The sequence below is a fragment of the Oscillatoria sp. FACHB-1407 genome, assembly GCF_014697545.1.
GTDB lineage: Bacteria > Cyanobacteriota > Cyanobacteriia > Elainellales > Elainellaceae > FACHB-1407.
The window spans coordinates 1-22,452 of the sequence record NZ_JACJSA010000010.1; the positions used below are offsets into that span (position 1 = coordinate 1).

A 22,452-nucleotide genomic window follows, 5' to 3' on the forward strand; every position below is an offset into this window, starting at 1 on the left:
CTAGTGTTGCGAACACAAAGTTCTGCAATGTAGGGGGTTTGGGGGCTTCGCCCCCAAGAAGGGGTTTCACCCCTTCACCCCTTTCAAAACTTATTTTTTGCTGTACTAGAATAGGCGATCGCCAACCTCAGCACTTCACCTGATTGGATCAGGGTTTAGGGCAGTTTGTAGCTCGCTACTCGCAGGGTCAGTTCTCCCTGTTGCGGATCTTCGCTAAAGACAAAGGCTCCCTCTTCAGTTTCACCGCCTGAGAGAAAGTCGATTTGCTGCTCTGCTGATTCGGTTACTTCACCGTTGACTTCTAACTCAGCCATGATTTGCACCGACTCCGCCGTACTACCTCCCGTGTTGCTCACCTCAAAGGGGAGATAATAATTTCCCTCTGCTTCTCGAACCTCTCCAGACTCGCGAATGCTGATTTGGGGGTCGTCCTGATAGTTTGTACCAAACCAAACATAGAGCACTAATCCGACAATCCCAGCGAGAATACAGGAAGCAATACCAAAGGTGACCCACTCCGCTGGGGTGCGGGATGGTTGCTCCTGCTCTGTTGCTTGAGAGGATGTTTTAGGGGATTGAGTTTGACTCATACAGCTAACCTCCCAGCCGCACCACCAATCGTGGCAGGCAATCCTAAAATCAACGTGTAACTCAGCCACATACTCCACGGGTCATCAAAACTGAGCTGATCAAAAAACCACAACATCACCGCTGCGGCTGCCAGTGACACTAGATACGACATCACCGTTTCACTCAACGGACGCTGAAAAATTCCCCGTTGCTGTTTGCGTTTTTTTTGGTCTGAAAAGTTTGCCTCAAACACAATGCCATAGGATATCAGCAAGGATGTCACGATGATGGCAATCAGCCAGGGTGGAGACACTGCCGAAGAGAGCATGGCAACCTCATCGGTGGGGGCGATGTTAAACGCAATAAATAAAGAGCCAATCAAGGTACCGCCAATATCAGACAAGGTGTCATTGATGGCAGGAGAAGAGGTTTGAGATGAGCCAGACTGCCTGCCTCTAGACTCGGTTGTCTCCTGACCGTTGCCATTGTCATCGGCTCTTAGAAGTTGTCGGGCAAGAGCAACTCCCAGCGTGAAGGGCACACCTTCATAGATGATCTTGCCTAACGCCTCATCCAGAGGAGTACTGGGGGCAATTTCGCGAAGTAAGGTCAAAATCAAAGCGGCGCAGGCTAATCCCAACGCGATCGCCTCCACACTATCCATAGCGGCATCCTGGAGGTTTGTGTCTCTGGTATTACGGAACCCAGAAGTGCGATTCAGCATAAAGACAACAACAAACGTAGCGGCGATCGCGATTAGCATTCGGGGCGGTTCGATAAATGAGCCAATCCACCACACTTCCATGGTGTAAAGCAGAGGAATGCCAAATAGAAACCCGCCACAGGCACCCCGAACAATATCTCGAATCTCAGTTCTCCAGATTTGCTGTCGTTTGGCTGACCTCATACATCCTCAAACAAACCTCATCTCTTAATTTTTCCTCAGAGGTATTCCAGGAGACATCATCACTAAGAGGGAGCTAAGGAGGGGAGGGTGTGGGGGTGTGAGGGAGGAAGGGTGTGAGGGTGGGAGGGTGTGAGGGTGTGAGGGTGTGAGGGTGTGAGGGTGTGGGGTGAGAAATCTTTTTTGAATGACTCATCGCAATTGACCATTGACCATTAACCATTGACCATTAACCATTGACCATTAACCATTGACCACTAACCATTGACCGTTGACCATTAACCATTAACCATTGCCCCTTAACAAATGACCCATACCCCTCAGGAATCTATGTTGTGAGGTAACGATACCTGCTAAAGTGTTTTACTCGTTATCCCTCAGCACTCCACACTGCTTTATGGTCAACACGGTCACAATTACAGTTCCAGGTACAACCTCAAACGTCGGTCCAGGTTTTGACTGTCTTGGAGCCGCTTTGACCCTCCGCAATGACTTCAAATTCACTCCGTTACAAGGTGAACCAGAGTGCCAAATTGCGGTTTTAGGCATGGAGCCAGGGGTAATTCCAGGTGGGCGATCGCAGTCGATCAAGCTGGATTCAAGTAACCTGGTCTATCAGTCGTTTTTGAAGTGTTATGAGTACCTGGAGCAGTCGCCCCCCGGAGTGCAGATCGATATGCAGGTGCGGGTGCCGTTTTCACGGGGGTTGGGTAGCTCGGCAACCGCAATTGTCGGGGGATTAGTGGGAGCGAATGCGCTGGCAGGTTCACCTCTAACGCAGGATGAGCTAGTGAAGTTGGCGATCGCCATTGAGGGACATCCCGACAACGTGGTGCCTGCATTGCAGGGGGGATGTCGTCTGGCAGCAACTGATGCAGCAGGGGATTGGACGATCTGTGATGTTAACTGGCATCCTGATGTCGTACCTGTGGTTGCCATTCCCGATTTTGAAGTCTCCACTGAAGAAGCTCGTCGCATTTTGCCCAAGGAATACAGCCGCGCCGATGCCATCTTTAATATGGCGCACCTGGGTTTATTGCTGCGGGGACTCGAAACTGGACGAGAAGATTGGATTCGATCAGCCCTGCAAGACCGGATTCATCAACCCTATCGCCAGTCGTTGATCACAGGTTTTGAGGCTGTGCAGTCTGCGGCGATCGCTGCTGGAGCCTATGGCTTGGTCATCAGTGGAGCCGGGCCTACCCTGCTCGCTCTGACCAATCCTGCAAATGCATCAACCGTGGCGATCGCTCTGTCCACCGCCTGGAATCAACAGGGCATCTCAGTGCAAACCAAAATTCTACAAGTCGATCCGCAAGGGGCAGTTGTGGTGTAGGCACGCGATTAATCGCGTGCCTACACCACAACCTTAAAACTGTCTTGTCCAATCGCTAAACCAGCGTTCGACGACAACCTTCGTTTGAGTGAAGAACTCCACCGCGTGTGCGCCTTGTCCGTGGAGATCGCCAAAGAAGCTGTCTTTCCAACCACTAAAGGGAAAGAATGCCATCGGAGCGGCAACGCCAATATTGATGCCAATGTTGCCTGCCTCTGCTTCATAGCGAAACTTGCGGGCTGCCGCCCCACTGCTGGTAAACAGGCATGCCATGTTGCCCCACACCCCTCGATTCACCAGGGCGATCGCCTCATCAATCGTGTTGACATGCATCAACCCCAACACAGGACCAAAGACCTCAGTACGGGCAATCTCACTGTCAGGGGCAACATCTTGTAGTAGCGTCGGCCGGACAAAACTACCCTGCTCATAGCCAGAAATCTTCGGTTGACGACCATCCACAATGGGTTTCGCTCCTTGGTCAATGCCTCGTTGAATTAAACCCTCAATGCGATCGCGACTGGGGTGGTTAATCACTGGACCCATCTGCACGCCAGACTCTAGCCCAAACCCGACGACTCGCGCTTTTGTTGCCTCTACAATTGCCTCTGTAAAGGGTTCCTTGGCTTTTCCCACGGTCACCATTAACGATGCGGCTAAACATCGCTGTCCGGCACAGCCAAAGGCACTATCCATGGTGATCCGAGTCGTCGTCTCTAAGTCAGCATCGGGCAGGACGATAATTGGATTTTTCGCACCGCCCTGACATTGCACCCGTTTGCCATTGGCAGCGGCACGACTATAAACGTATCGAGCCACTGGGCTAGAGCCAACAAAACTAACCGCTCGAATCACAGGATGATCCAGAATCGCGTCTACCGCTTCTTTAGCCCCGTTGACCAGATTCACGACTCCGGCAGGTAATCCCGTTTTCTCCAGAAGTTGAAACACCTTATACATGGTTAGAGGTACCTTTTCAGAGGGCTTCACAATGTAGGTGTTGCCACAGGCGATCGCGTAGGGCAAAAACCAGAAGGGAATCATGCCCGGAAAGTTGAAGGGGGCGATCGCTGCCGCGACTCCTAATGGTTGCCGGATCATCATTTCGTCGATACCTCTGGCGATGTCCTCTAGATTGGTTCCCTGCATCATCATGGGAATGCCACACGCCACCTCGACGTTTTCGATCGCCCGTTGCATCTCAGCTTTCGCTTCGGCAAAGGTTTTGCCACATTCCAGCGTGATCGTCCGCGCCAGATCATCCAGGTTGGCTTCGAGCAAGCCCTTCAGCTTAAACAGATATTGCACCCGATCTGTCGGGGGAACTCGTCGCCATGACTGAAAAGCGATCGCCGCTGCTTGGGCGGTCTGGTCGATCTCACTCGCTGGTGAGAGAGGGACTTGCGCCAACACCTCGTTGTTTGCTGGATTCACCACATCCAGATACTCTGTGGCGATCGAAGTCTGCCACTGCCCGTTGATGTAATTCTGTAGCCGTTCTGTTTGTACGCCGCCCATGATCACCCGTTGAAATCAACCCATCCGTTTATTGTGAGGCAGTTGGGGGCGATCGTCATACGGCAATCATCAATGGTCACCCTTTACTCCCTCCTGCCCTATCCCGACACTCTCACAATTGTTAAGGAGTGTATAGGGATTGAATCACACCTTCTTGCAACTTGCCTTACCAAATCTGCTTTGCCCCCTTCTCCTTCCTGTTAATGTCATGAAATCTTCAAAAAGTAGGCAATCTATTTTTCGTTACACAGCTTTACAAAAGGTATTTTCCAGAATTTATTTCCTAGATTTCGCCAAAATCCTTACCCGACAGATGTTTTAACTCTATTTCAATTTTATTTTTTAGCTGAATCATAATTAAAAATCGATAGAAACAATAAGCATAAATGCTCATATACAGATTCCTCCAGGGTGGATAATTGAACATTTTCATTAAAACTTCGTCATATTGGGGGGGTTGAAGTTAAATAAACTTAACAAATTGGGGTATCTTGGTTATTAGGTAAATGTTCTTACCAAAAACTCCTTTTCTTGGCTTAGTCTGTCAAGAACTTTTAGGGGAGCGAAGGTCGAAGACTTCTGGTTATTGGACTTCTCATTTCATCTGTATTCCCTGTACTGTGTGTCGCCCATTTCACTAGTGCCTCTTACCTTCTAGCCTCCCAACCTCGATGCGGTGCGCTTCTTAACAGACTGAGCGTCGGTTGTTTCTCAACAGTTTATTTCGCAACCGAAACCCTTCATCCACACACTCTTGGGTAGGCTCTCATCATGAGTACTCAATTTCCGTGGCTATCAGCCCTGATTCTGTTTCCGCTAGTGGCAGCTTTGCCCATCCCTCTATTACCCGACAAAGAAGGCAAAACCGTTCGCTGGTATGCCCTGGGTGCTGCGATCGCTGAGTTTGCTTTCATCCTCTACACCTTCTGGAAGCACTACGATCTGCAAAACCCTAACTACCAGTTAGTCGAATCCTACACCTGGGTTCCCCAGATTGGTTTGCACTGGTCGTTGGCAGTGGATGGCTTATCGATGCCTCTGGTGCTTCTGACAGGGTTGATTACAACTCTGGCTATCTTTGCCGCATGGCGAGTAACAGATAAGCCTCGCCTTTTTTACGTCCTGATGCTGGTCATGTACAGTGCTCAGATTGGGGTCTTCCTGGCTCAAGATCTGCTTCTCTTCTTCCTCATGTGGGAATTGGAGTTGGTTCCTGTTTATCTGCTGATCGCTAATTGGGGCGGACAGAAACGTCTCTACGCTGCCACCAAATTTATCCTTTACACGGCGGCGGCATCTATTTTTATTCTGATTGCAGCGTTAGCAATGGCGTTCTATGGCGATAACGTTACCTTCGATATCGCAGAGCTAGGGTTAAAGAATTACTCCCTGGGCTTTGAACTGCTCATGTACTCCGCGTTTCTGATTGCATTTGGCGTGAAGCTACCCATCTTCCCGCTTCACACTTGGTTGCCCGATGCGCACAGCGAAGCTCCTGCACCTGTATCGATGATTTTGGCAGGGGTGCTGTTAAAAATGGCAGGTTATGCGTTAATTCGCTTCAACATTGAGATGCTGCCCGATGCTCACGTTTACTTTGCGCCTGTACTGGCAGTGCTGGGTGTGGTCAACATTATCTACGCCTCTTTGACTGCCTTTGCTCAAGACAATTTGAAACGACGCCTGGCTTACTCCTCGATCGCCCATATGGGATTCGTCCTGCTCGGCATTGCCTCTTACACTACTCTAGGGATGAGCGGTGCGGTGTTGCAGATGGTGTCTCACGGCATGATCGCAGCGGCATTATTCTTCCTGACTGGTGTGGCATATGATCGCACTCACACCCTCTCAATGGATAAGTTGGGTGGCATGGCAAAACAAATGCCGACGGTGTTTGCCCTCTTTACCGCAGGTGCGATGGCATCGCTGGCATTACCTGGCATGAGTGGCTTTGTCAGCGAATTGACGGTATTCCTGGGCTTCAGCACTAGCGACGCCTATAATGACACCTTCAAAACCGTCATTGTCATACTCGCAGCCGTAGGAGTTCTACTGTCTCCTATTTACCTGCTGTCGATGCTACGTCGCGTCTTCTACGGTGCAGCCAATAGCGAATTGCTGAGCGAGTTCAAGATCACCGATGCAAAACCGCGTGAAGCATTCATTGCGATGTGCTTGCTGGTTCCCATCATCGGTATTGGCGTCTATCCCAAGCTGGCAACCCAAACCTATGATGTGAAAACGGTTGAAGTCGCGTCGCAGTTGCAGACCGTGCTACCAGCGATCGCCCAACAACCCTTACACATCAATACCCCCATCTTTACGGCTCCCTCCGTTTTGGGAACCGAAGCAAAAGAATTAGTCAGCCTGACAGAATAGAAGGCTGTACTGACAATTGTGGTTGATTATGCCGGGGATGCAGAGATGTGTCCCTGGTTTTCTTTTAGAATGAGTCGGCTATTGACCATTAACCATCAACTATTGACCATTAACCATCAACCATTGACCATTAACCATCAACCATTGACCATTGACCATTAACCATCAACCATTAACCATCAACTATTGACCATCAACCATCAACCATTGACCATTAACCATCAACCATTGACCATTAACCATCAACCATTGACCATTAACCATTAACCATTGACCATTAACTATTGACCATTGACCATCGACCATTAACCATAGCTTGTATGTCTTAACGAAAGAGGTATCTCATGAAAGCGCAGGTGTTTCGAGGAGTTAATCAACTTAGCTATGAAGAGGTGCCGATGCCAGATCTCGCCTCAGATGAGGTTTTGGTACAGGTGCGGGTGGTGGGATTGTGTCAGTCAGATATCAAGAAAATTCGCTATCCCCTCTATGAACCGCCTCGCATTTTTGGACACGAGACAGCAGGTGTGATTGCAGCAGTTGGAAGTCAAGTACAGAACTGGCAAGTGGGTCAACGAGTCGTCGTGATGCACCACATTCCCTGTATGCGCTGCGCTTACTGCCTCAACGAAAACTTTTCGATGTGTGATGTGTATAAGAATGTCACCACAACCGCAGGTTTTGCGCCCAGTGGAGGTGGTTTTGCGGAGTATGTCAAAGTGCCGGGGCATATTGTCCAAAATGGCGGACTAATCCCCATTCCCGACGATGTGACATTTGAGCAAGCCAGCTTTGTGGAGCCAACCAACTGCTGTCTGAAAGCCGTTCGTAAGGCTCAGGTTGCTCCGGGACAAACGGTACTAGTTACGGGTGCAGGGCCGATTGGGCTGATGTTTATCATGTTGGTGAAGTATTTTGGGGCGAAGGCGATCGCCACTGACCTGCTTCCCTCTCGCCTTGAAAAAGCCAAAAGTGTCGGTGCTGAAGCTGCCTTTGATGCCCGTGACCCCGATCTAGCTGCCAAGATCCATGCCATGACTGGAGGAGTAGGGGTAGACACCACCTTGCTGGCAGTGCCCAGTGACAAAGCCTTCTTTCAAGCTCTAGACTGCACCCGCAAAGGGGGCAAAATCCTCTTCTTTGCCGAGTTTCCCGATGAGGTAGAGATCCCCATCAATCCCAATATTCTCTATAGAAGAGAAATTGATTTGATGGGGAGTTACAGTTCCTCCTATCGGGTACAGGCTTTAGCCGCTGATATTGTGTTCAACAAGCGGATCGATGTCGATGCCCTGGTGAGCGATCGCTACCTCCTGAAAGATCTGGCAGCCGCAGTCGATCGGGCAACTTCCCCAACACCAGAGACATTGAAGATTCTGATTTATCCAGAAGGAGAAGGGTAAGGAAATGAAGGATAAAGGATGAAGAATAAAAAAGAAGAGAAAAGAGGGGTGAAGGGGTGAAGAAACACTCTAATTCCTTACAAAACTCCGAGCACACAGCCAGAACCTACAAGGCTACGTTTCATCCTTTATCCTTTATCGCTTATCCTTTCTTCAACAGTATGGCGTTACATCTTCCCCACAGTCATCTGCTAGATAGGACAATGCCCGGAAGCGTAACCCGACGAGCTGGTCATAAAGCGGGTTGAGCTTACACATCGCAGGAATATGCATGAGTTTGCGACCGAATAGATTCACGTCCCGCTCAAACGGACATTGAGGCGGAATCATTTTGCAGAGAAACCGTGCCACTTGGGGGTCGTGTATCTCTAGATGGTCCAGCCATTCTTTAATTGGGTGGAGCAACTCTCGATGTTCCTGGGGACTAACGGCAGGTGTTGTAGCGGATACCATGTCACCGGATTCTAAAACCTCAGGAGCAGGGCATAGAACCAGGCGTAGCGACTCCAGCACTTTGGGTTGTTGCTCCAGTGCGACACAAAACTGTTGGAGGATCTCGTCTTCTGATTGAGAGAAGACTCCATCGGCGATCGCCACCATGACTGCCGTTCTCAGGAAATTTTCAGCGGTCTTAGGGTCGTGGCTAAAGGTTGCTCCCAATTCCGCTGGAGTGATGGGTTCTAAGACTTCTATATCAGATTGGGTCGTTAATTCACTGGTCAAATTTGCGATCAGCTCTTTCTCTTCTTCATCGAAATGACCATCTGCCCAGGCAATGGTCAACAGCCCTCGCAACCAGACCGAAATCTCTTCAGACGTGTATCGAGATTGGACTGTGCTCGTCATAAAACTTTCATTTGAGAAGTTGGGATATAATTCCGTGTCGATTGTAGCTCTGGTAATAGCCAAACTGGCTGTAAACTAAAAGACTGAATCCTAAGGATCGCAATGTGTGAGGGTTTTTTGTGACACCGCAAGAATTTTTCTTATTCTTAATGTCTATCCTGTCGAGTGTTGCCGGACAGTTTTTCTTAAAGGCAGGTGCTCTCAGGTTAGGTAAGGCAACACCCACGAATGCACTGAGTCATATTTTCAACATTGCGACAACTCCTGAACTGATTGCAGGGCTGATGTGCTACGGCTTGGGAGCGATCGCGTATATCCTGCTGCTGACGCGAGTTAAGCTAAGCATTGCAGGACCCTCGATCGCCCTGGTCTACATTTTTACAGTGTTGATGGGTTATTTCTTCTTTAAAGAGGCGATTCCCCCGACTCGTGTTGTCGGATTAGGATTTATTATCGGTGGCGTGTTACTGGTGATGTGGCAACGATAATGTGGCTCAATCGTTGGGTGTATCAAACCTAATTGAGACATTAGAATAGTTCTATATATTCCATAGATTCAGATCTATAGATACGATTTAAGAACTTGTGACGTTTGAGTCGCTGTTTTTGCCCAGTTAAATTGACTGGCTCTTGTTAAACTTGCTTGACACAGACGTGACCGCAGTTGCAAGTCAGTTGCGATCGCCTGCATAGCGGCTGTTAGCTCTGCTGTGTTATAAGGATCAACCAACAAGGCTGCTTCCCCTGCCACTTCTGGCATAGATGCCAAGTTGGAAGTGATTACAGGTGTTCCACATGCCATGGCTTCAAGAACGGGCAGTCCAAACCCCTCCCACAAACTGGGAAAGACAAGGGCGATCGCCTGGTTAATGATTTTGGGTAGTTCGGCATAAGGAACGTAATCTAAAAATTTGACCTGCGAAGCAATTCCTAACTCATTTACGAGTGCCTCTAAATTAGGAGTAAACCGTTGATCACGAGGACCAACAATCCAAAACTCATACTCTTGAACATGAGTTAATTCAGCGAAGGCTTGTAGCGATCGCTGCAAATTCTTATAAGGGTCGCTCCGTCCGATGTAAATAAAATAATTTTTGGTTGGCAAGTCGAGAAAGTGGAAATGATTTACGTCATGAGCTAACCAAATCGGTGTAATTTTTTGGGCTGAAATGCCATAGAAATCAACAATATCTTGAGCCGTTGCTTGAGAATTGCAGATAATGTGAACGGCTTGTCTTAAAACTTGCGGCACATAATATTGAAAGTAGTATTTTAAGGGCGATTTCCATGCCGAAAAGTGGAGTGGAATCAGATCATGAACCATCACCACAAATCGACAGCCTGAGAAGAGAGGAGCCTCTGGAATTGGAGAAAATAGCAGGGGCGATCGCAGTTTTTTGTAAAGGCATGGTAGTTGAAACTGCGTCCACAATAACCGTCTTAGATGCCCTTTAGTTCCATATTCTGAAGTGAGGTTATCGGGAATTGTGTAATAGTCAAATTGCGCTTTACTCTCTATAAAACGTTGGTGGGACGAAACCAGTAAAGTGGCTTTAGAAATAGGAAGCGCAGGCATCAAGTTAGAGGCATAGGTCGTTAAGCCTGTCGGCTTTAGACCCATAAAGGATAAGTTGATTAGTAGTTGTCCATCTTCAGACTTCACACCTTCCCTCTCAACTCTTACCTGCTGTGAATGTCATATAAAAGATAGTTAATCTGTTTCTGCCTGTTTTGATCGCCGCACAAAAAGGCTCTTAATTTGCTTTAACTGACGAATGATATAAAGTTTAATTGGTACTTTAATTCTATCTTCATACAATGCTCGAACATGCAGAGCCAGAAATGATAACTTCGGTAGTTGCTTCTGTCTTGTAAAAACTACAAAGTTGCCATCTGCAAATACTGGGGAGAAACGGTGTATCAATAAGTTAAATAGAATCGGGTTGAGATTTTCAATCGTTCCCTTATAGAGAATAAGCCATTGAAAATCAACCTTACTCAGAAAAGCAGTTTGATAATCCAAAACTTCATTTGGCAATTTCAATTGAAAGACCAACGGGGCTGCAATCTTGTCACCCGGTCCAAGGTGCTTCTCTAAAAACGTGGCAACATCTCTCCACGATTTCAGTTCAAAAACAGAGAGTGCAGCACTTTCAGTTTTGGCAGCATGAACTGGAAAAATTTTGAGGCTGTTGACAGCTATTCCAACAACTCTAGGATCAGGGTTAAGCGGATTCACTTCTGTAAAAGAAACCACTCGATTCACTCGAAAAGTCAGCCGAGAAAAGACCCTTCCATTGTCAAGAGCAACTTTTGGAACGATCGCCCGAAACCACCGTACGCTAGAACCGCGATCGCTATACAAAATCTCCAATTGCACTGGATGACCATTGACATCTAATGTCAAACTAGCGGCGACATCTGGAGTTGTTGCATAGTTGCAAATGGTTTTGATTTCAATAATGACATCTTCATCAGAAGCGACTGGAAAATCCAGTGTTGCGCTCGTTTCAGGACCAATCCAACGATAGCCTGAACGATCATTGAGTGACTCTCGCCGATGCCATCCCGTTCCTCTTAATGGCTCCACAAAATCATAGCTGAGAGAGTTAGAAATATCAGGATTAAGATTTAGAAATCGCTGTTCAGCATGTCGTTCCAGCAACTCTTGAGTCACTTGAGAAGACATAGGCTCTTTAACCGTTTGTGGGTGGGTAAAAGCCCCATATTTCGTGAGCAGATCCCGCTGCATCTCAGCAAATCGAGTTTCAAACAACTCCTTAGCGTATTGATACAAGTCAATATCTAAAAGGGAGTTTTGCTTAATGAGTTCAATTGTGCTAGGGGGAATCTCTTCTTTAGATTTTTTATCTTTCGCAGCGTTTTCACGACGGGTATTGATGATAGGCTTCCAGCCAAAGATATAAGACAACAGAAATAATGAATCTTGAAATCGCTCTAAAATACCAACGAATGCCAAGCGGTCGAGTTGTTTTTTTGCAAGATCAAATACTTCATCAGGTGACAGATGATTTAAGTCAAACTGCGCTAGTTTGGCGATGTAATAAGTCTGGACGTTCTTGCCCAATCGACCAACAGGCATTCCTTGAGCAAACTCCTCAAGGGTCATATCTTTGACCATGTCATAGTGTGGATCACCTGGCATTCTGCGGATGTACTCGTAATGAGAAATCACACGAGCGACAGGTTCTCGCAAGACCGTCACTAGCAAAAGATGCTTGTGAGACAAAATTTGGGGGATATCGACGTAGTTTATGTGCCCTCTAAACAGTCGATATTTCTCATAGTCGGCTTGAGAATAATCTTTTAGTTGAGCATTAAGTGTGGCGGGACAAACATCATCATTGTGAAACTGATCTTCCAGGATGGTTCTAAACGTCATCCCTGCTGTTTTAGGGATATGAGGAAAATAGAGAACATCTTCATCCTGCAAATCGTACTGCGCTGGAAAATCCTTCATAGCCTCACAGATTTACTCTCTCACATCCACAATTAATAGTTACAGTGATGAATTTGTCACCGTAACATTCGCACTCGTACCCAAATCAATTTTGACGTTGGCCGATCTGCAATAACTTTCTGCGACTTCGATGGGGTCGCCAATCATCTTGATAGTATGATTCTCAATCCACATGACGCGATCGCAGATTTTAGCGACACTGGCAATGGAGTGAGAAACAATAATCATCGTCACATGACTATCTTGAAAAGTCATCATTTTATCGACGCATTTCTTCTGAAACCGAATATCTCCGACCCCCAGCACCTCATCAATCAGCAAAATTTCAGGGTCAAGGTGCGCTACGATAGAAAACCCCAGTCGGGCTAACATACCGCTGGAATAAACTCGAATGGGGCGATCTATGAATTCGCCTAATTCCGAGAATTCGATAATCTCGTCCATTTTTTTCAGAATTTCTCGTCGGGTTAATCCCATCAAAACACCATTGAGAACGATGTTTTCTCGACCTTCTAGATCGGGATGGAATCCTGCACCCAATGACAGAAGGGGCGAAATTCTACCATTCACAATGACTCGCCCTTTATTGGGCTTTAAAACGCCTGCGATTAAACCGAGAGTAGTGCTTTTGCCTGCGCCATTATTGCCGATAATGCCAAAATTTTCGCCTCGATAAACCTCAAAGGAAATATCTCTAAGTGCTTCAAAGCGATCGTTCTTTAGAACGTTTACATTCTCGGAGAAATTAAACAGAAAATTTTTAACTCCCCGGATTTGACGATAGAGCGGATAATGCTTGCTTACTCTATCAAACGCAACAATGGGTTCATTCATACAACTTCCGCAAACTTCCACTCAAGCTTCTTATAAACGTATTGACCAACCACTAGAAAAAGAACGGCATAAGCAGCAGCAATTAACACATGATTTGGGTCAACAACAAACTTGTTGCTCGCATCCATCAAAAATAAATCCCGCCAGCTAACGATTAGTGCAGCAAAAGGATTCAGCCCATACAACAAGACCTGGTACTCCGTTGGAATCATTTCTTTGGTGTAGATGATTGGCGTGAAGTAAAATGCCAAATTCATAAATACACTAACCAATCGCTCAATATCCCGCAGAAAAAGATTAAGCGATGACAGAATTAATGTGATTCCATACGCCATCGCAAATTGAATAACGAGTAAAACCGGGAAATAGAGCCATTCCAAAGACAACGGAACACGGTAAATTAGCATGAACAACAGGATGACTGGAATCGACAAAATGTAGTGAATTAAATGGTTGATGATTGCAGTCAAAGGAATAATATTTCGGGGGAATTTAACCTTCTTGATTAATCCTGCTGAGCCAACAAATAATCGAGGCGACCCGTTAATGCAATTTGACAACCACTGCCAGGGGAATAAACCTGCAATCAGCACAAGGGGATATTGAGGAACATCGATTCGCATAATTACCCCGAAGGCGATATAAAAGACGAATGCAAAGGTCAAGGGACTGGCAACCGACCACAGGTAGCCCAAAGCTTTGTTCTTGTATCGAGCCTTTAGTTCTTTTTCCACTAGAACCCGAAGCAGATCCCGATAGTTTTCAAAGTTTCTGTGATCTCCAAAAATGCCAGATCGTCTTATTCCTTGCATGACTTGCGCCTGTCAGATGTCAGTTTAGTGCTCAGATAAGGTTTTTCTGAGATACCACTTCAAAGCCTGATAATACTCTACTCTGTCGATATGTAAAATACTTGACACAATCCATCGCAGTGGTTGAATACGTCACAGAATGCGAGTGAGGTGAAACATTGAGACTATGAAATGGTCGAACAAACGCGGGTTAAGAGTAAAGGGCTACCCCGATGAAAACAGCAGTTGTTCATGAGTGGTTGGTGACTTACGCCGGATCAGAGCGGGTTTGTGAACAGATGTTGATGCTCTTTCCCGATGCGGATTTGTTTAGCCTGGTCGATTTTCTCCCAGAGCATTTGAGAGAGTTTATTCAACACAAATCAGTTCACACCTCTTTCATTCAACGACTTCCCTTTGCCAACCCAAAGTTCCGTCAGTATCTCCCATTGATGCCTCTGGCGATCGAGCAGTTTGACGTGTCGGAGTATGACGTGATTTTGTCTAGCCACCATGCCGTCGCAAAAGGGGTCATTACACGTGCCGACCAGTTGCATATTAGTTATGTACATACCCCAATTCGTTATGCTTGGGACTTGCAACGCGACTATCTGCAAGGAGCAGGGCTACAGCGGGGGTTAAAGGCTGTTCTGACGCAACTCATATTGCATTATTTGCGCTTATGGGATCTTGCCAGTGCGAATCGAGTTGATTATTTCATTGCCAATTCTCACTACGTGGCTCGACGGATTTGGAAAACTTATCGCCGTTCTGCTCAGGTCATTTATCCCCCTGTTGCAGTAGAGCGATTTTATCCGAAGCCACAACGGGATGAATTTTATTTCACCCTGTCTCGCTTTGTCCCTTATAAGCGCATCGATTTGATTGTGCAGGCATTTACCCAGATGGGACTCCCTCTCGTTGTGATGGGGGATGGACCAGATTTGCGCAGGGTAACCGCATTAGCCGGACCTAATATTCAATTTCTGAAACCTCAGTCAGATGCGGTTGTGGCGGACTATATGCAGCGATGTAAGGCATTTGTTTATGCTGCTGTAGAGGATTTTGGAATTACGTTAGTGGAGGCACAAGCGGCAGGCGCACCTGTCATTACCTATGGCAAGGGGGGCGCAACAGAGACGGTGATTCCTGAAAAAACTGGGCTGTTTTTTGCGGAGCAAACTGTAGAAAGTTTGATAGAAGCGGTGTGGTGGTTTGAGTCAAAAAGCGTATTGTTTGATACTGATTTGCTGCGATCGCACGCTGAGCAATTCTCCGTCAAACGATTCCAACATGAATTTGCCCAATTTGTTGATCAAAAATGGACAATATTTCGGCGAAGGGATGACTTACAGTATTAGCGTGAGGAGTAGTAATCATTTGCAATGCAGCTTAACCGCACGTTACGACCTGCAATCTGGGCACTAACCATTTCAACTCGGTCATTACCAACGCTTACCATCATGATCTGCGGAGATCTGTTGGCTCTGGCGATCGCTGGGTTAGTGAGCATCTACAGTCGCCTGGTTTTAGAAGGTCAATTTCACCCATTACTGTATCTACAACTGTGTCCGCTGTTGGGTCTGTTTGTTCTAACCTATGCAGCAGTTGGGCTGTATCCAGGGGTGTTGGTTAGCCCAGTCGATGAGTTTCGTCGAATCAGTCTGTCCACAACGTTGATGTATCTCGTCCTGGGGTCAGCTATTTTCTTGCGCCGTGAGGGTGAGGTCTATTCAAGAAGCATTTTCTTGACAGCATGGGTGTTATCCATCGTGCTAGTGCTGTTGGGGCGTGCCCTGGTGCGCCACTTTTGTGGGCACCAAAAGTGGTGGGGTTATCCGGTGGTGATTTTGGGGGCAGGCAAAACCGGAGAGATGGTCATCCGCACCCTCAAACGGCAGCCCAGTTTGGGTTTAAAGCCAGTGTTAGTGCTGGATGACGACCCCCAGAAACACGGTTTTTTGTTGGATGTACCCGTGTTGGGAGGGGTTGAGTTAGCCCCGATCGTGGCACGAGAGCGGCAAATCCCGTATGCGATCGTCGCCATGCCCGGAGTGCCTCGGAGCCGACTGCTCAAGCTGCTAGAGCGATATGGGCACACCTTTGCTCACTTATTGATTATTCCTGACCTATTTGGCTTTTCTAGCTTATGGGTAGTCGCCAGAGATATGGGTGGCATGTTGGGGCTAGAAATTCGCCAGCAATTATTGTTGCCCGGTCCCCGGCTTGCCAAGTTTCTGATCGACCTGATTACGACTCTGATTGGCGGAGTGTTGATGCTGCCGCTGATTATTATCATTGCAATTCTGATTCGGCTCGACTCCCCTGGGCCCATCTTTTATGGGCAGATTCGCATCGGGCAAAATGGGAAACCCTTCAAAGCCTGGAAGTTTCGCTCAATGGTGCAATACGCTGACAAGGTTCTCTACAACTACTTGGAAGACCATCCAGAACTCAAGGAATCCTGGGAGCAGGATCAAAAATTGCGGGATGATCCGCGTGTAACTCGCATCGGACGGTTTTTACGGCGCACCAGTCTGGATGAACTGCCACAATTGTGGAATATTTTGCGGGGAGAAATGAGCCTGGTGGGACCCCGTCCCATTGTGGACGAGGAGATTTGGCGATATGGGGAGCAATTTAATCTCTACACCAAAGTAACCCCTGGTTTAACGGGGCTGTGGCAGGTTTCAGGACGCAACAATCTACCCTATGAAGAGCGGGTCGGCTTAGATGCCTATTACGTGCAGAATTGGTCAGTTTGGTTAGATATGTATATTCTGGCGAGAACAGTTTGGGTAGTGATGTCTGGTGAGGGGGCTTACTAGATTTTCATGGAACAATACAACCGAACTGAAAAATTTTATGATGCAATTTTGCGGTTTAGTTTGTGGACTTTACCGTATTTTTATTACGCCAGTTTTTGTGGCGTTTTTGCGGTTGTCATTCATGCTTTAAGAACGTCTCAAAAAAGAGTTTTAGATTCATTCACACGCAATAGCTTGTTGCTTATTAGTGGCTTACTTATCCTCAGCTCTGCATTTGCCTGGAATCGGGGTGAAGCCTTTTTACAACTGGCAAACTTTTTGCCTTTTTTTCTGGTGTTTGCAGCTCTCACAGTTGTCCTAAAACGAGTTGAAACGCTGGAAACGCTGGCATTGGGGTTAGTCATTAGTGCAGTTCCCATCAACTTGATTAGCCTGGTGGAATATGGGTTGAAATCCCCTTTTTTACCCCAAGCAATGCAGAATATTGGGGCGATCGCCCAACTTCGGTCGGCACCCCATGTTGGTCGGGCCATGGTGACCTTTGACCATCCCAATGTGTTAGCCAGTTATCTAGTGATGGTTCTTGGATTAGGTCTGGGGTTAGTCATTAAACAGCTTGCTCAACCCTTGCAAAAACCATCCGAAATTCAATCACAAATTCAATCTCATCCGGATACCAAACCTCGACTGGATTGGTCTGTTTGGCGATCGCGATTGCTTTACATTGGCACTGGTTTAAACCTAGTTGGAATCTTTTGTTCCGGTTCTCGCAATGGTTTGATTATCGCCATTTCTCAACTCATCGTGTTCGCCCTACTGGCACGCACCCGACGGATGATGTTCTTAGCAGGCTTGCTGGGTGTGGGGGCGATCGCACTTGCAGTCTTGACCTTAGGAGTTGGTGGGCGATCGGTGACAGAGGAAGCAGTTGCAACTGACCCAAGAGTTGGAGTCTGGCAAATTGCTCTGGATTTGATACGAGAACGTCCTCTCTTAGGCTGGGGATTGGGCAACTACAAATTAATCTACCCAGAGCGGCTGATTGATCCTACTCACCCCTACATCGCCCATCCCCACAATATCTGGCTCCTGCTAGGCAGTGAGGCAGGCATTCCCGCGATGCTCCTCATGACCGTTCTTGTGGGATACATCTGTTACCGAGCAGTACGGCTGTTGCTCCTACAGAAGACGGCACCCATTTCCCCTGGCATCGTTTTGGCTTACCTTCTGGCATTCTGGGGATGCATTGGGTTTGCCCTGTTTGATGTGACGCTTTACGATGCTGGCATCAACATTATGAATTGGACGATGCTGGCAGGCATTTACTCTGCTTCGCTGCCTGACCCTTCACCGTCTGAGGCATGATCGTAAGCCAAAATGCCCTCCATCGCTTGCTGAATAACCTGTCGCTGCTCCGCGTCATAGCCCCACCGTTTGAGAAAAGCATGGTAGGCTCCCTCTCCAGTGGTTGTGCTTTCGTGCAATTGACGGGCACGATCCGCGATCGCCGTTGAGTGAAGCTGTTGAATTAAACAAACTGTGCGCGATCGCACCCGATCTGACCCCTGTGCCATCTCTTCATTCCCGTTGCGACGATGAGCCACTGCCATTGCCGACGACATCGCCAAATTTTTGACCAATAACTCTGCGACGATCTCTGTCGCAGCTTGTAGGCCTTGAATAACAGAAGCTGTAGGCTGATCGGCAACAGGACGTGGATCGCTTAAGTACGTCACGAAAAAGCCGCGTGCTCCGTTTTCAGTGCCAACGAGAGAAGCGATCGCCCCCTCTAACTGAGCATCCGAAAGCTGCCCCTGCTCCAACTGATCCAGCATCGTCTGTGTCAGAGCGATCGCTTCTTCAAAGGTGATTTCTGGGGTCGTTGACTCAGCTTCTACCATGACTAACCCTTCTATCTCTACAGTGCTTAGCTCGGCGGTTGTCAGTAAATACTGAAGACGCTACCTTCTATTTTGACGTTCCCTGCTCAAAGAAGGCAAAGAGCGCAGGGAAGCTCACTCTCCATTCCCCACTCCCCACTTCCATTCCCTACTCCCTAGCTTCACTTAAATTCAGTACGATGGTTAATCATGGCAATCATTTCCTCAAAACAATCCACTCCAGATCCCGATAACTCCAGTGAGCAAGGGTCTTTGCCATTGGCGCGATCGCTGTCCAAAGCCCGATCGGCGGCAGAATCTGGCTTATTGCAGCCTGAAGCCACCCTGGAGGACGGAGCCAAGCAGGATGAGAGCTTGCGCCCTAAGCGACTGGCAGATTATGTTGGGCAAAAAGATCTAAAGGAAGTGCTGGGAATTGCCATTCAAGCGGCAAAAGCCCGAAACGAAACCCTCGACCACCTGTTGCTGTACGGACCACCAGGATTGGGTAAAACGACCATGTCGTTGATCCTGGCAGAAGAAATGGGCGTCGATTGCAAAATTACAACGGCTCCAGCGTTAGAGCGTCCACGAGATATTGCCGGGTTGCTGGTCAATCTGAAACCGGGTGATGTGCTTTTTATCGACGAAATTCACCGTCTGCCGCGAGTCACAGAGGAAATTTTATATTCAGCGATGGAGGATTTCCGGCTCGATATCACCGTGGGTAAGGGACAAAGTGCCCGAACTCGCAGCCTGCCATTACAACGATTTACCCTGGTCGGAGCAACCACTCGCGTTGGAGCACTGACTTCTCCCTTGCGCGATCGCTTCGGATTGGTGCAGCGGTTACGTTTTTACGAGTTAGATGAACTGACGCACATTATTCTTCGCACTGCGGAAATTCTCAAAACCCCAATTACCTCTGAAGGAGCCACCGAGATTGCCCGTCGCTCCAGAGGCACGCCCCGCATCGCCAATCGGCTGTTGAGACGGGTGCGAGACTACGTAGAGGTCAAAGCAACAGGAACGGTGACAGAAGCGATCGCTGCTGAAGCACTGGAGCTATTTAACGTTGACCCCTGTGGACTGGACTGGACCGATCGCCGCATGTTGACGGTGATTATTGAAAACTTTGCCGGAGGACCAGTCGGGTTAGATACGATCGCTGCCGCCACGGGCGAAGATGCTCAAACCATTGAAGAAGTCTATGAACCCTACCTGCTGCAAATCGGCTACTTGCAGCGATCGCCCAGAGGCAGAATTGTCACTCCTGCCGCCTGGAAGCATCTGGGTTATCAACCTCCCGATAGCCAACTAACCTTTTTACACTAAATGAGGAACTGTCACAGTCACATGGGTAAACGAATCAGCACGATGATGACGTTTTTGGTATCTGCTGTATTGGCGATCGCAGTTTGGGTTAGCGGGATCATTCCCTTAAACATCGTTCCCTTAAACAGTGCCCTTGCAGAATCACTCTCCTCCACGGAGCCTGCTCCAACCGCTACGGCTGATCAACCCATTGAACAACCTGACATTACTTCATGGGTTGAGCAGCTAAACAATTTGCGAAATCGGGCATTTACAGCAACCAATGAAGGCGATTTTGCTGCTGCCGAGGAGTACTGGACCCAAATTCTAGAATTTCTGCCCGATACACCTGCCATTTGGAGCAATCGGGGCAATGCCAGGGTCAGCCAAAACAAACTGGAGGAGGCGATCGCCGACTATAACAAAGCCATCGAACTTTCCCCTAAGTCTCCTGACCCATACCTCAATCGCGGCACGGCTCTGGAGGGGTTGGGTCGCTGGGAAGAGGCGATCGCCGACTATAACCGTGTGTTGGAGATTGATCCAAACGACGCAGCAGCTTACAACAACCGGGGCAACGCTGAAGCAGGGTTGGGTCGCTGGGAAGAGGCGATCGCCGACTATCAAAAAGCAGCCGATTTGGCTCCAGACTTTGCCTTTGCCCGTGCCAACTATGCCCTGGCTCTCTATCAGGTTGATCAAACCCAGGAAGCCATTCGCACGATGCGCAATCTAGTCCGTAAGTATCCCAAATTTGCCGATATGCGGGCGGCTCTCACTGCCGCTTTGTGGGTTGATGGGCGACGGGGGGAAGCTGAAAGTAATTGGGTAGCCGCTGTAGGTTTAGATAACCGCTACAAAGATATTCAATGGGTGGCAAATACACGGCGTTGGACGCCCAAAATGGTGGACGCCCTACAAAAATTCCTCACCCTCAAGTGATTCATCACAAGAAAGTGTGATGTCTCGCTTGTAAACAAGATATCCGCACTTTAGGATTGCTGAATCATGTCTTCCGCTTCTTATCTCTCTTGAAGCGACCAACCCTTAGCGGTAGTAGAAGTCAAAATCACGGCTTGTTAAGGTTTGAAGCCTTAACCGCAGTGAGTGATAGTAGTAGGACTGGAGTTTGGTCAACTTGGCGATCGCCTTTTTCCACACAGGCAATCGTCGATTCTCAATTTTCTTTTGCGCTTCAAAATATTGCTTCTTTGCAGTGGGGTCAGATTCACCCTTTAAGATTCTTACCTTTTCGATGCGATCGTCAAAGAAGTCAACTCCCGGCATAACATCATGACGAATCGGGAAGCCTACCTTCGCTGCTGCGAACCCGATCGCATACGCAGGTCCTTTATGCTGACCATGCAATTCTGCAAAAACAGCCAACTTACCCCATAGATCCAGGAATTCTAACTCTCGACCGCCATCTCTCGTCACCACAAATAAAAATTCGTTAATCCAGGTCAGATCGTCTGTTTCCAGATTTAGACCGACCTTTTTTGCCATTTTTTGGATCACCCCATACGCTTTTACAACGGGAGCGTCTGATGATTTGGCTCGCTCCAACATCGCGTTTAAGTGAACAGCCATGTTGGCACAGCTTCGGGCAGTGATACCGGGTTGCCATTGCAAATCGTGCGGAATGGGAGCACACAACCGCACATCCGCATCCAAATACATGCAGGAGTTAAACATTGAAAGAGCCTTGGCGATCGCAAACCGCCGCTCGTGATAACACAACACTCCTACATGATCATGTTTGAATACCAAAACAGTGTCACTGGGCTTAAAGTCTTCAGGCTTATCCGTAAAGATAATCAGTGGAATTTCAGGTGAGTGTTGCGTAACATCCGCCACTAAATTCTGAGCTAATGCGCGATACGTCTTACCAAATGCCGCCGTACAAATACAAAAATCCTGAACTCTTTTCTCTCCACTGCTATTGCTTGTGGATGGGCTACTCTGCATGGCATTAGAGGACATAGCAGGAGAATCAACATCTTGGGAATCGCTTAGATTCTGGTTGTTCAATGAAGTCATGAGACTAGTTTTCCCTCTACTCAAGAAGTAGCAAATTGCATCCCAGCAATAGAATTCGTTTTAGAGACAGAACTGTTAGAAGCCGCATTCTTTATGTACTTCATCCTTAAAACATCAACCTAAAAATACCTTTTGAAATCACCAAATTACAGTTTCAAACTAAAGATTGGATTAGTTGAATGGAGTTCATCAGCGTCAAAAATCAGAGCCGTAAAAATTCCAATTTCAAATTTACAACTTTAGAAATTTCAGTAGATAGTTTTAAGTAAGAAGTCCTAAATATAGAGATGTAAACAACCTATATTTGGGCTACGACGTTGAGGAATACACTCTACAATTGACCACATTATAATCTTCGTCAAGGAGCGTGTCATGGAGGCTTGATGAA

20 protein-coding genes are annotated in these 22,452 nt (G+C 47.6%); 9 read left to right on the forward strand and 11 right to left on the reverse strand.

Annotated features, from left to right (window positions below):
- Nucleotides 1-155 precede the first annotated feature (155 nt).
- Nucleotides 156-590: a TIGR02588 family protein gene (locus H6G89_RS17180; protein WP_190508539.1), complete on the reverse strand. Its 435-nt coding sequence runs from the start codon at nt 588-590 to the stop codon at nt 156-158.
- Entirely contained in the window at nt 587-1,477 is an 891-nt protein-coding gene (locus H6G89_RS17185; RefSeq protein ID WP_190508541.1) for a TIGR02587 family membrane protein, read from the reverse strand. The genes H6G89_RS17180 and H6G89_RS17185 overlap by 4 nt, the downstream gene beginning before the upstream one ends.
- 394 nt (nt 1,478-1,871) lie before the next feature.
- On the opposite strand from H6G89_RS17185, the gene thrB reads away from it, so the two are divergent.
- Nucleotides 1,872-2,810, forward strand: coding sequence for a homoserine kinase (gene thrB, locus H6G89_RS17190; protein ID WP_190508543.1), 939 nt, complete (start codon nt 1,872-1,874; stop codon nt 2,808-2,810).
- A gap of 33 nt (nt 2,811-2,843) precedes the next feature.
- Here the strand turns inward: thrB and H6G89_RS17195 are convergent, their stop codons facing one another.
- Complete coding sequence (locus H6G89_RS17195) at nt 2,844-4,328, reverse strand: CoA-acylating methylmalonate-semialdehyde dehydrogenase (protein WP_190508545.1); 1,485 nt, start codon at nt 4,326-4,328, stop codon at nt 2,844-2,846.
- A 771-nt stretch (nt 4,329-5,099) separates the two neighbouring features.
- On the opposite strand from H6G89_RS17195, the gene H6G89_RS17200 reads away from it, so the two are divergent.
- Nucleotides 5,100-6,707, forward strand: a complete 1,608-nt coding sequence (locus H6G89_RS17200) for an NAD(P)H-quinone oxidoreductase subunit 4 (RefSeq protein WP_190508547.1) — start codon at nt 5,100-5,102, stop codon at nt 6,705-6,707.
- Between the two features lie 183 nt (nt 6,708-6,890).
- Here the strand turns inward: H6G89_RS17200 and H6G89_RS35755 are convergent, their stop codons facing one another.
- The gene (locus H6G89_RS35755) at nt 6,891-7,013 is read right to left on the reverse strand and encodes a hypothetical protein (RefSeq protein ID WP_255519444.1); all 123 of its coding nucleotides are present in this window, start codon (nt 7,011-7,013) and stop codon (nt 6,891-6,893) included.
- A gap of 38 nt (nt 7,014-7,051) precedes the next feature.
- Here H6G89_RS35755 and H6G89_RS17205 point away from each other — a divergent pair, with 38 nt between their 5' ends.
- On the forward strand, nt 7,052-8,110 hold the full coding sequence (locus tag H6G89_RS17205; RefSeq protein WP_190508549.1) for a zinc-dependent dehydrogenase: 1,059 nt from the start codon (nt 7,052-7,054) through the stop codon (nt 8,108-8,110).
- Nucleotides 8,111-8,263: 153 nt separating this feature from the next.
- Here H6G89_RS17205 and H6G89_RS17210 read toward each other — a convergent pair whose 3' ends face one another.
- Nucleotides 8,264-8,956, reverse strand: coding sequence for a Mo-dependent nitrogenase C-terminal domain-containing protein (locus H6G89_RS17210; RefSeq protein ID WP_190508551.1), 693 nt, complete (start codon nt 8,954-8,956; stop codon nt 8,264-8,266).
- Between the two features lie 149 nt (nt 8,957-9,105).
- On the opposite strand from H6G89_RS17210, the gene H6G89_RS17215 reads away from it, so the two are divergent.
- Entirely contained in the window at nt 9,106-9,444 is a 339-nt protein-coding gene (locus H6G89_RS17215; protein WP_199336778.1) for an EamA family transporter, read from the forward strand.
- 74 nt (nt 9,445-9,518) lie between these two features.
- Here the strand turns inward: H6G89_RS17215 and H6G89_RS17220 are convergent, their stop codons facing one another.
- The 4 genes from H6G89_RS17220 to H6G89_RS17235 form a co-directional block, all read right to left on the reverse strand.
- Entirely contained in the window at nt 9,519-10,577 is a 1,059-nt protein-coding gene (locus tag H6G89_RS17220; protein ID WP_190508998.1) for a glycosyltransferase family 4 protein, read from the reverse strand.
- 90 nt (nt 10,578-10,667) lie between these two features.
- The gene (locus H6G89_RS17225; protein ID WP_190508555.1) at nt 10,668-12,437 is read right to left on the reverse strand and encodes a sulfotransferase family 2 domain-containing protein; all 1,770 of its coding nucleotides are present in this window, start codon (nt 12,435-12,437) and stop codon (nt 10,668-10,670) included.
- A 39-nt stretch (nt 12,438-12,476) separates the two neighbouring features.
- A complete protein-coding gene (locus H6G89_RS17230; RefSeq protein ID WP_190508557.1) occupies nt 12,477-13,271 on the reverse strand; it encodes an ABC transporter ATP-binding protein in 795 nt (264 codons plus the stop codon).
- Nucleotides 13,268-14,083 carry an ABC transporter permease gene (locus H6G89_RS17235; protein ID WP_190508559.1) on the reverse strand — a complete coding sequence of 272 codons (816 nt, stop codon included), beginning with the start codon at nt 14,081-14,083 and terminating at the stop codon, nt 13,268-13,270. Before H6G89_RS17235 ends, H6G89_RS17230 begins: the two co-directional genes overlap by 4 nt.
- Before the next feature lie 212 nt (nt 14,084-14,295).
- Here H6G89_RS17235 and H6G89_RS17240 point away from each other — a divergent pair, with 212 nt between their 5' ends.
- Genes H6G89_RS17240 through H6G89_RS17250 form a run of 3 tightly spaced genes read left to right on the forward strand, consistent with a single transcriptional unit; the run spans nt 14,296 to nt 18,195 of the window.
- Nucleotides 14,296-15,423 carry a glycosyltransferase family 4 protein gene (locus tag H6G89_RS17240; protein WP_190508561.1) on the forward strand — a complete coding sequence of 376 codons (1,128 nt, stop codon included), beginning with the start codon at nt 14,296-14,298 and terminating at the stop codon, nt 15,421-15,423.
- A gap of 24 nt (nt 15,424-15,447) precedes the next feature.
- Nucleotides 15,448-16,890, forward strand: a complete 1,443-nt coding sequence (wbaP, locus tag H6G89_RS17245) for an undecaprenyl-phosphate galactose phosphotransferase WbaP (RefSeq protein ID WP_190508563.1) — start codon at nt 15,448-15,450, stop codon at nt 16,888-16,890.
- A gap of 6 nt (nt 16,891-16,896) precedes the next feature.
- Nucleotides 16,897-18,195, forward strand: a complete 1,299-nt coding sequence (locus tag H6G89_RS17250) for an O-antigen ligase family protein (protein WP_190508564.1) — start codon at nt 16,897-16,899, stop codon at nt 18,193-18,195.
- Here H6G89_RS17250 and H6G89_RS17255 read toward each other — a convergent pair.
- Entirely contained in the window at nt 18,153-18,731 is a 579-nt protein-coding gene (locus tag H6G89_RS17255) for a hypothetical protein (protein WP_190508566.1), read from the reverse strand. The two genes, H6G89_RS17250 and H6G89_RS17255, sit on opposite strands and share 43 nt — an antisense overlap.
- A gap of 189 nt (nt 18,732-18,920) precedes the next feature.
- Between H6G89_RS17255 and ruvB the strand changes: the two genes are divergently transcribed.
- Both ruvB and H6G89_RS17265 read left to right on the forward strand, forming a co-directional pair.
- A complete protein-coding gene (gene ruvB, locus H6G89_RS17260; RefSeq protein ID WP_190508568.1) occupies nt 18,921-20,045 on the forward strand; it encodes a Holliday junction branch migration DNA helicase RuvB in 1,125 nt (374 codons plus the stop codon).
- Between the two features lie 21 nt (nt 20,046-20,066).
- A complete protein-coding gene (locus H6G89_RS17265) occupies nt 20,067-20,966 on the forward strand; it encodes a tetratricopeptide repeat protein (protein ID WP_242059997.1) in 900 nt (299 codons plus the stop codon).
- 105 nt (nt 20,967-21,071) lie between these two features.
- On the opposite strand, the gene H6G89_RS17270 is transcribed toward H6G89_RS17265, so the two are convergent.
- On the reverse strand, nt 21,072-22,007 hold the full coding sequence (locus tag H6G89_RS17270; protein WP_190508571.1) for a hypothetical protein: 936 nt from the start codon (nt 22,005-22,007) through the stop codon (nt 21,072-21,074).
- Between the last annotated feature and the right edge of the window lie 445 nt (nt 22,008-22,452).

Bases quoted from the DNA above. Each gene is read 5' to 3' on its own strand.
- H6G89_RS17180 (WP_190508539.1), bottom strand. From the start codon at position 590: ATGAGTCAAACTCAATCCCCTAAAACATCCTCTCAAGCAACAGAGCAG.
- H6G89_RS17185 (WP_190508541.1), bottom strand. From the start codon at position 1,477: ATGAGGTCAGCCAAACGACAGCAAATCTGGAGAACTGAGATTCGAGAT.
- thrB (WP_190508543.1), top strand. From the start codon at position 1,872: ATGGTCAACACGGTCACAATTACAGTTCCAGGTACAACCTCAAACGTC.
- H6G89_RS17195 (WP_190508545.1), bottom strand. From the start codon at position 4,328: ATGGGCGGCGTACAAACAGAACGGCTACAGAATTACATCAACGGGCAG.
- H6G89_RS17200 (WP_190508547.1), top strand. From the start codon at position 5,100: ATGAGTACTCAATTTCCGTGGCTATCAGCCCTGATTCTGTTTCCGCTA.
- H6G89_RS35755 (WP_255519444.1), bottom strand. From the start codon at position 7,013: ATGGTCGATGGTCAATGGTCAATAGTTAATGGTCAATGGTTAATGGTT.
- H6G89_RS17205 (WP_190508549.1), top strand. From the start codon at position 7,052: ATGAAAGCGCAGGTGTTTCGAGGAGTTAATCAACTTAGCTATGAAGAG.
- H6G89_RS17210 (WP_190508551.1), bottom strand. From the start codon at position 8,956: ATGACGAGCACAGTCCAATCTCGATACACGTCTGAAGAGATTTCGGTC.
- H6G89_RS17215 (WP_199336778.1), top strand. From the start codon at position 9,106: ATGTCTATCCTGTCGAGTGTTGCCGGACAGTTTTTCTTAAAGGCAGGT.
- H6G89_RS17220 (WP_190508998.1), bottom strand. From the start codon at position 10,577: ATGGGTCTAAAGCCGACAGGCTTAACGACCTATGCCTCTAACTTGATG.
- H6G89_RS17225 (WP_190508555.1), bottom strand. From the start codon at position 12,437: ATGAAGGATTTTCCAGCGCAGTACGATTTGCAGGATGAAGATGTTCTC.
- H6G89_RS17230 (WP_190508557.1), bottom strand. From the start codon at position 13,271: ATGAATGAACCCATTGTTGCGTTTGATAGAGTAAGCAAGCATTATCCG.
- H6G89_RS17235 (WP_190508559.1), bottom strand. From the start codon at position 14,083: ATGCAAGGAATAAGACGATCTGGCATTTTTGGAGATCACAGAAACTTT.
- H6G89_RS17240 (WP_190508561.1), top strand. From the start codon at position 14,296: ATGAAAACAGCAGTTGTTCATGAGTGGTTGGTGACTTACGCCGGATCA.
- wbaP (WP_190508563.1), top strand. From the start codon at position 15,448: ATGCAGCTTAACCGCACGTTACGACCTGCAATCTGGGCACTAACCATT.
- H6G89_RS17250 (WP_190508564.1), top strand. From the start codon at position 16,897: ATGGAACAATACAACCGAACTGAAAAATTTTATGATGCAATTTTGCGG.
- H6G89_RS17255 (WP_190508566.1), bottom strand. From the start codon at position 18,731: ATGGTAGAAGCTGAGTCAACGACCCCAGAAATCACCTTTGAAGAAGCG.
- ruvB (WP_190508568.1), top strand. From the start codon at position 18,921: ATGGCAATCATTTCCTCAAAACAATCCACTCCAGATCCCGATAACTCC.
- H6G89_RS17265 (WP_242059997.1), top strand. From the start codon at position 20,067: ATGGGTAAACGAATCAGCACGATGATGACGTTTTTGGTATCTGCTGTA.
- H6G89_RS17270 (WP_190508571.1), bottom strand. From the start codon at position 22,007: ATGTCCTCTAATGCCATGCAGAGTAGCCCATCCACAAGCAATAGCAGT.